This is a genomic window from Pseudomonas sp. P5_A12 (assembly GCF_056400685.1).
The window spans coordinates 1-7,315 of sequence record NZ_JBFUKU010000260.1 but is presented as its reverse complement, the minus strand read 5'-3'; the positions used below and the strand labels follow the sequence as shown (position 1 = coordinate 7,315).

Here is a 7,315-nt window from a genome sequence, read left to right as displayed (position 1 = left end):
TTCGCCGTTCCTTTCGATACTGTGTGATGCATTCGTTGTACGTGATGCTGTATAGCCACGTCTTGAACTTCGATTTCCCCTCAAAGTTCTTCAAGCCATACAACACCTTCAGCATCACTTCCTGACAGACATCGTCTGCGTCGCGATCGTTCCCAAGGTATCGGGCACAGACGTTAAATAATGTTCGCTGGTAACGCCGCATCAATTCTTCATAGGCGCGCGTTACGTGAAACAGCTCGGTATGCGAGCGCGCGACCAACTCCTCATCAGAGAGCTCGCGGGGGTCGTAGCGCGTGGAGAGCGATTGAGCTTTATTCAAAACAAGTCGGGCCGACAGTCAGGTCAATGTCCGCCGCAGCCCTTTCAGGGCATTTTGCGGCGGCATACGTTAGCAGGGTTTGCCGGGTTAGCGGCTACTCACATGCTGCTCCAGGAGAATCCGATTCGAGAGAGAGACTAGCTCACCCTCATCGGTCAGCAATGTAGTTTTAACCGTGCCGATCTCTTCTATCTGCCCCTCAACCTCGCCAACACGCACTTGTTGCCCAACCTGATATAGCTCACGCACATAGATTCCCGCAAGAATCTGACCGGCGATTTCCCGGCTTCCCAAACCCATGGCCAACGCAACTGCCAGACCAACGGTAATCAATACGATAACGATTACATGGTTCAGAAGGTCAGTCTTGACCTCCAACTGGCTGATCGCAACCGAAATGCTGATGATAATCACCAGCCCCTGAGCAATTCGTCCCAATCCTGAAGCGTAGTCCAGTCCTACGCCTTCTGCCGCACCGCGTACCAGCCCATTGGCCAGTTGTGCCAACAAAACACCTACGAGCAACACCAGCGCCGCGCCGAATACTTTTGGCAAATACAGAGCTAGCATATCCAGCGTAGCTGAAACTCGCTCAAGTCCAAGGGATTCTGCGGCAGAAACCAGAAAAATTAGCAGAACGAACCAATAGACAATTTTTCCGATCAGGGTCGAGATCGGAACTTGAAGCCCGGCGCGGGACAGCAATTTGGTCAGGCCGGTGCCGCCCATCAGGCGATCAAGCCCCAGCTTGGCGAGCAGCTTGGACAATAAAGTGTCCAAAAGTTTCGCCACGACGAAACCCAACAGCAGCACAACCAGTGCGCCGAACAGGTTCGGAATGAAGTTCGCAACCTTGGTCCATAACGCAGTCATTGCAGTGACGAGGCTCTGAGTCCAGAGATCAAGTTCCATATTAATCAGCCTTATCAGCAGTGCGAACGGTAGGTTTACGAAGACGGGAAACCGGCGAGACGTGGGCCGAGCCGTTATTGAGGGCAATCATCAGCGCGGGCAACCAGCGACCCAGCAGGCTGAACAGATCGCCGGCGCCGACCTGGCGGTTGGCGGTTTTCAGTACACGCCCAAGGCACGCATCGTCGTCCCGGGTGGATGGTGATGCATTGAGCATGTCACGCAAAGACTGTTCAAACGGATCGTGCATACGCACCTCTCGTGATGTCTGTGAAAGACGCGGTCAGATTTGCCCGGGTCACATGACTCATCCTCAGACCCAGCGCAAACGTCGAAATAACCACCACTGCCCGAGCGCCACCGAGACCATCATCAGGCACGCAATCAGGAAGCCATAGGGACTGGCAGAGAACGGAATGCCACCCACGTTGATCCCCAAGAGACCAGTCAGAAAACTCATCGGCAAAAAGATCCCGGTGATGATCCCGAAACGGTACATCGTGCGATTCATGCGCACGCTCAAACGCCTGTCTTCAGCCTCAAGGACCAGGCCCACCCGCTCCCGGGTCAATTCCAGCTCCTCAAGATAGCGGGTCAGGCTGTTGTTCAATTCGTTCCAGTAATCGCCATCGTCGTCGACAAACCAAGGCAGTTTGATCCTCGTCAATTGTCCGAAAATTTCACGTTGCGGCGCAAGGAATCGTTTCAGCGCGGCGGCCCTGCGACGAATCTGCAAAATGGCGCCATGCTCGGGGGTATACCGTTCGTCGGTATCCAGTTTTTCTTCTTCCTCATCGACCACTTCGGAGAGGCAACTGACCAGATCCTGCACTTTGTTGGTGAGGTACTGCGCCATATACAGGACGAGTTCGGAGGCGGTTTTCGGCCCCTTGCCATCGGTGAGCTGCACCAGCAATTCATCGGTTGCGCGCAACGGTCGCAGACGCAAGGAAATAACTCGCTGGGCCGAGGCGAAGATTCGCACCGAGACCATGTCTTCCGGTTCTGCGCCGGGGTTCAGGTTGACCCCACGCAGAAACAGCAACAGTTCGGCTTCCGGCAAGGGCAACAGACGCGGCCGAGTGTTTTCTTCGAGTAAAAGATCACAGCTGAATGCACTCAGACCGCTGGATTTACGCAGCCAGGTCTGGGTTTGTGGATGACTGCGATCCCAGTGCAACCACAGGCTTTCATGGGCCTGTAGCTGCAATTCATCGAGTTCAGTCCGGGCTATCGAACGCGCACCGCCTTTACCGTCCAGCACGAGGGCATGCACCAGTCCCCACTGCGCGTTTTCTTCCTCGAACATCCGCATCCCTTTGTTGGTTTGGCTTATTCAGGCATTTTCAGCGGGCTTGGCGAAATGATCACGCCGTTGTTGTCCGCATAAATGTAATGGCCTGGATGGAACGTCACGCCGGCAAAGGTCACCGCTACGTTGAGATCGCCGAGACCGCGCTTGTCGGTTTTCATCGGGTGGCTGGCCAGGGCCTGAACACCGAGGTCGGTTTGTGCGATGACATCGACGTCACGGATGCAGCCGTAGATCACCAGCCCTTCCCAACCGTTTTTCGCGGCTTTCTCGGCGATCATGTCGCCCAGCAGCGCACGACGCAGAGAACCGCCACCGTCGACCACCAACACCTTGCCATTGCCCTTGAGCTCGGCTTGTTCCTTGACCAGAGAGTTGTCTTCGAAGCATTTGATGGTCACGATTTCGCCGCCGAAAGAATCACGGCCACCGAAATTGCTGAACATCGGTTCCAGCACCTGCACCAGCTCCGGATAGGCGTCGCACAGGTCAGGCGTGAGGTAATGGTTCATCGAGAAACTCCTGTAAAGAGGAAGACAATCGAGGGTGTCGAACGTGACCAAAATAGCTCAATGCGTCATATCTTAGCCGCAAGCCGAACAGAGCGGAATGCCCTTGTTAGAGCATCGGGCTCAAACTGCCGCGGCCAGATCCGGCTTGTCGCCCATCAAGGGTGTCTGTTGATCGCCCAGCCAACGCGCCACCAACGGCCAGACTTCGGCTTGAGCGGCTTTGCTGACCAGCATTTCAACGTGACCAAAATCGTCGCCAAAGCCCTGTTCGCGGCCAAGGTTGATGAATTGCTTGCGTTCAGAACCCATTTGGTCGAACAGTTTGCGGCACGCCCACGCCGGGTCCTGATGATCACCAGCAGCACTCACAGCCAACACCGGCATGGCAACGTCGGCTAACCCGGCCCACCAGTCCTTGTCGGCATCGCCAAAACGCCCGAACAGTCCGTACCAGCGCATGCTTTCCAGGGCCAAGCCAATCGGCTCGTCCTCCGGGCCACGCTTTAGCCGTGAACCGGACAGCTGCGCAAAGCGCTTGAGAATGAAACGTCCGCTCCATTCCACCGGTGGAATTTTCAATGGCCAGTAGGTCCGGCTGACCTGCGCACCAAAGAACGCCGCAGACGCTACCACAGGTTCGCCGATGTACTCACCGCCCAACGCTGCTGCCAGCGTGATACCGCCCAGTGAGTGACCGATCCAGTGCGGAACCTGGCCGCTTTGCTCACGCACAAACGCGCCAATGGCTGGCAGATCGTAACGAGCGTAATCGGCGACACGGTTCTTGCGGTAGTTCAGATTGCGCTGGGACAGGCCATGGCCGCGCATTTCCGGGATCCATACGTCGAATCCCAGACGCGCCAGGTAAGCGCCCAACCCCAGCCCTTTTGGGGAAAACCAGAAGCGCCGATTGGAAAAGCTGCCGTGCAACAGAATCACCGGCACACCGCGCCCCGCCGGTCCATCGGCCATGCCCAGCCGGGTAACGGCCAGCTCGACGCTAGGGTCCGGGCTGTTGGCCGGTTTCAATCGATAAACATCTTCGCTCAGATCACCGCGTCGTTCGGCGCTGATCAGGGCGACAGGAAATAGGTTGCTGCTGCTTTGCATAATGCTCTTGCACAAAAAAGGGCGGCATCCAAATGGAGCCCGCCCTACTCAAATTAAAGCCCCGGCCATTCGGCCGGGGCTTCATTCACATCACGCCGAAGCCTGACCTTCAGCCAGGAAGAACCAGGTTTCCAGTACGGAATCGGGGTTCAACGAAACGCTTTCGATGCCCTGCTCCATCAGCCACTTGGCCAGGTCCGGGTGGTCCGAAGGACCCTGACCGCAAATGCCGATGTACTTGCCAGCCTTGTTGCACGCGGCAATGGCATTGGCTAGCAGCTTCTTGACCGCCGGATTTCGCTCGTCGAACAGGTGCGCGATGATCCCGGAGTCGCGGTCCAGGCCCAGCGTCAGCTGAGTCAGGTCGTTGGAACCAATCGAGAAGCCGTCGAAGAATTCCAGGAACTCTTCAGCCAGGATCGCGTTGGATGGCAGTTCGCACATCATGATGATGCGCAGACCGTTTTCACCGCGAGCCAGACCGTTTTCGGCCAGCAGATCGATCACTTGGCTGGCTTCGCCCAGGGTACGAACGAACGGCACCATGATTTCGACGTTGGTCAGGCCCATCTCGTTGCGCACACGCTTGAGGGCGCGGCACTCGAGTTCGAAGCAGTCACGGAACGATTCGCTGATGTAACGCGAAGCGCCACGGAAGCCCAGCATCGGGTTTTCTTCTTCCGGCTCGTACAGCTTGCCGCCGATCAGGTTCGCGTATTCGTTGGACTTGAAGTCCGACAGACGCACGATGACCTTTTTCGGCGTGAACGCTGCAGCCAGAGTGCTGATGCCTTCCACCAGCTTGTCGACATAGAAGTCGACCGGGTCGTTGTAACCGGCAATGCGCTTGTCGACGCTGTCCTTGATGTCCTGTGGCAGACCGTCGTAGTTCAACAGCGCTTTCGGGTGAACACCAATCATGCGGTTGATGATGAATTCCAGACGGGCCAGGCCCACACCGGCGTTCGGCAGTTGCGCGAAGTCGAAGGCGCGGTCAGGGTTACCGACGTTCATCATGATCTTGAACGGCAGGTCCGGCATGGCATCGACGGAGTTTTTCTTGATGTCGAAGCCCAGTTCGCCTTCGAAGATGTAACCGGTGTCGCCTTCAGCGCAGGAAACCGTCACGCCCTGGCCGTCTTTCAACAGCTGGGTGGCGTTGCCGCAACCGACCACGGCCGGGATGCCCAGTTCGCGAGCGATGATCGCCGCGTGGCAAGTACGACCGCCACGGTTGGTGACGATGGCGCTGGCGCGCTTCATGACCGGTTCCCAATCCGGGTCGGTCATGTCGGAAACCAGCACGTCGCCCGGCTGGACTTTGTCCATCTCGGACACGTCCTTGATGATGCGGACCTTGCCGGCGCCGATGCGCTGGCCGATGGCGCGACCTTCAACCAGCACAGTGCCGGTTTCTTTCAACAGGTAACGCTCCATGACGTTGGCCTGGGTGCGGCTCTTCACGGTTTCAGGACGGGCCTGAACGATGTAGAGCTTGCCGTCGTCGCCGTCTTTGGCCCATTCGATGTCCATCGGGCACTTGTAGTGCTTTTCGATGATCATTGCTTGCTTGGCCAGTTCGCTGACTTCAGCGTCGCTCAGGCAGAAACGAGCGCGATCAGCCTTGTCAACGTCGATGGTCTTGACCGACTTGCCGGCCGTGGCGACTTCGCCGTAGATCATCTTGATGGCTTTACTGCCCAGGTTGCGGCGCAGGATGGCTGGACGACCAGCGGCCAGCGTGCCTTTGTGCACGTAGAACTCATCCGGGTTCACCGCGCCTTGTACGACGGTTTCACCCAGGCCGTAGGCGCCGGTGATGAACACCACGTCACGGAAACCCGACTCGGTGTCGAGGGTGAACATCACGCCGGCGGTGCCGGTCTCGGAGCGGACCATGCGCTGAACGCCAGCCGACAGAGCCACCAGCTTGTGATCGAAGCCCTGGTGCACACGGTAGGAAATCGCACGGTCGTTAAACAGCGAAGCGAACACCTCTTTGGCGGCGCGAATGACGTTTTCGACACCACGGATGTTCAGGAAGGTTTCCTGCTGACCGGCAAAAGATGCGTCCGGCAAGTCTTCGGCGGTAGCAGAAGAGCGCACGGCCACGGCCATGTCAGGGTTGCCGGCCGACAGCGTGGCGAACGCGGTACGGATCTCGGCGTTGAGCTTCTCGGGGAACTCGGCTTCCATGATCCATTGACGGATCTGGGCGCCGGTACGGGCCAGGGCGTTGACATCGTCGACATCCAGGGCGTCGAGGGCGGCGTGGATCTGATCGTTGAGGCCGCTCAGTTCCAGAAAATCACGATAAGCCTGAGCTGTCGTGGCGAAGCCACCGGGCACCGATACACCGGCACCTGCAAGGTTACTGATCATCTCGCCAAGGGATGCGTTCTTGCCCCCTACGTGCTCTACATCATGGACGCCGAGCTTATCGAGGGAAACTACGTACTCTACCAAGGTGATCTCTCCACTAACTGTGTTGGAAAAGCTCAGACGCCGGCTGCTCAAAGGAGCGTTTGCCAGCTGTATGGCCTGGACCTGGAAAATAAGTGAGAATGCGGGCCACTGGCGGCCGACAAATCGCGCCTATCATATCCAAGATTCGTTATTAGCTTAAGGCCCAAGGTGCAAATGAAACGATCTGCTTTCTTTATTTCCGACGGTACCGGCATCACGGCCGAAACCCTGGGTCAAAGCCTCCTGGCGCAGTTCGAAAACATTACCTTCAGCAAATTCACGCGACCGTACATCGATAACGTGGAAAAAGCGCGGGCCATGGTACAACAAATCAACAAAGCCGCTGAAACCGACGGTTTCCGGCCGATTATTTTCGACACCATCGTCAATCAGGACATCCGTGAGATCCTCGCGACCTCCAATGGTTTCATGATCGACATTTTCTCGACCTTCCTGGCACCGCTTGAGCAGGAATTGACCGAGCATTCTTCTTACACCGTGGGCAAATCCCACTCCATCGGCTCCAGCACCAACTACATGGAGCGCATCGAGGCGGTCAACTTCGCCCTCGACAACGACGATGGCGCCCGCACGCACTACTACGACAAGGCCGATTTGATCATGGTCGGCGTGTCGCGTTGCGGCAAGACCCCGACCTGTCTGTACATGGCCATGCAATTCGGC

8 protein-coding genes are annotated in these 7,315 nt (G+C 57.3%); 1 reads left to right on the top strand and 7 read right to left on the bottom strand.

The window, feature by feature from the left end; genetic code table 11:
- From sigX to ppsA, 7 genes are all read right to left on the bottom strand, one after another.
- A partial coding sequence (gene sigX / locus AC1DSG_RS24590; protein ID WP_477793219.1) for an RNA polymerase sigma factor SigX occupies positions 1 to 319 on the bottom strand: 319 nt, incomplete at its 3' end.
- 87 nt (positions 320 to 406) lie between these two features.
- A complete protein-coding gene (locus AC1DSG_RS24585) occupies positions 407 to 1,231 on the bottom strand; it encodes a mechanosensitive ion channel family protein (RefSeq protein ID WP_008048604.1) in 825 nt (274 codons plus the stop codon).
- A 1-nt stretch (position 1,232) separates the two neighbouring features.
- Positions 1,233 to 1,481 (bottom strand): CrfX protein, encoded by a 249-nt coding sequence (locus AC1DSG_RS24580; RefSeq protein ID WP_462021988.1) that lies wholly within the window; start codon positions 1,479 to 1,481, stop codon positions 1,233 to 1,235.
- 63 nt (positions 1,482 to 1,544) lie between these two features.
- A complete protein-coding gene (locus AC1DSG_RS24575; protein WP_477793218.1) occupies positions 1,545 to 2,540 on the bottom strand; it encodes a zinc transporter ZntB in 996 nt (331 codons plus the stop codon).
- Positions 2,541 to 2,563: 23 nt separating this feature from the next.
- Positions 2,564 to 3,055, bottom strand: a complete 492-nt coding sequence (rraA, locus tag AC1DSG_RS24570) for a ribonuclease E activity regulator RraA (RefSeq protein WP_046816185.1) — start codon at positions 3,053 to 3,055, stop codon at positions 2,564 to 2,566.
- Between the two features lie 120 nt (positions 3,056 to 3,175).
- Positions 3,176 to 4,165, bottom strand: coding sequence for an alpha/beta fold hydrolase (locus AC1DSG_RS24565; protein ID WP_477793217.1), 990 nt, complete (start codon positions 4,163 to 4,165; stop codon positions 3,176 to 3,178).
- Between the two features lie 90 nt (positions 4,166 to 4,255).
- Positions 4,256 to 6,631, bottom strand: coding sequence for a phosphoenolpyruvate synthase (gene ppsA / locus AC1DSG_RS24560; protein WP_007944516.1), 2,376 nt, complete (start codon positions 6,629 to 6,631; stop codon positions 4,256 to 4,258).
- 174 nt (positions 6,632 to 6,805) lie between these two features.
- On the opposite strand from ppsA, the gene AC1DSG_RS24555 reads away from it, so the two are divergent.
- On the top strand, positions 6,806 to 7,315 hold a 510-nt coding region (locus AC1DSG_RS24555), incomplete at its 3' end, for a kinase/pyrophosphorylase (RefSeq protein ID WP_477793216.1).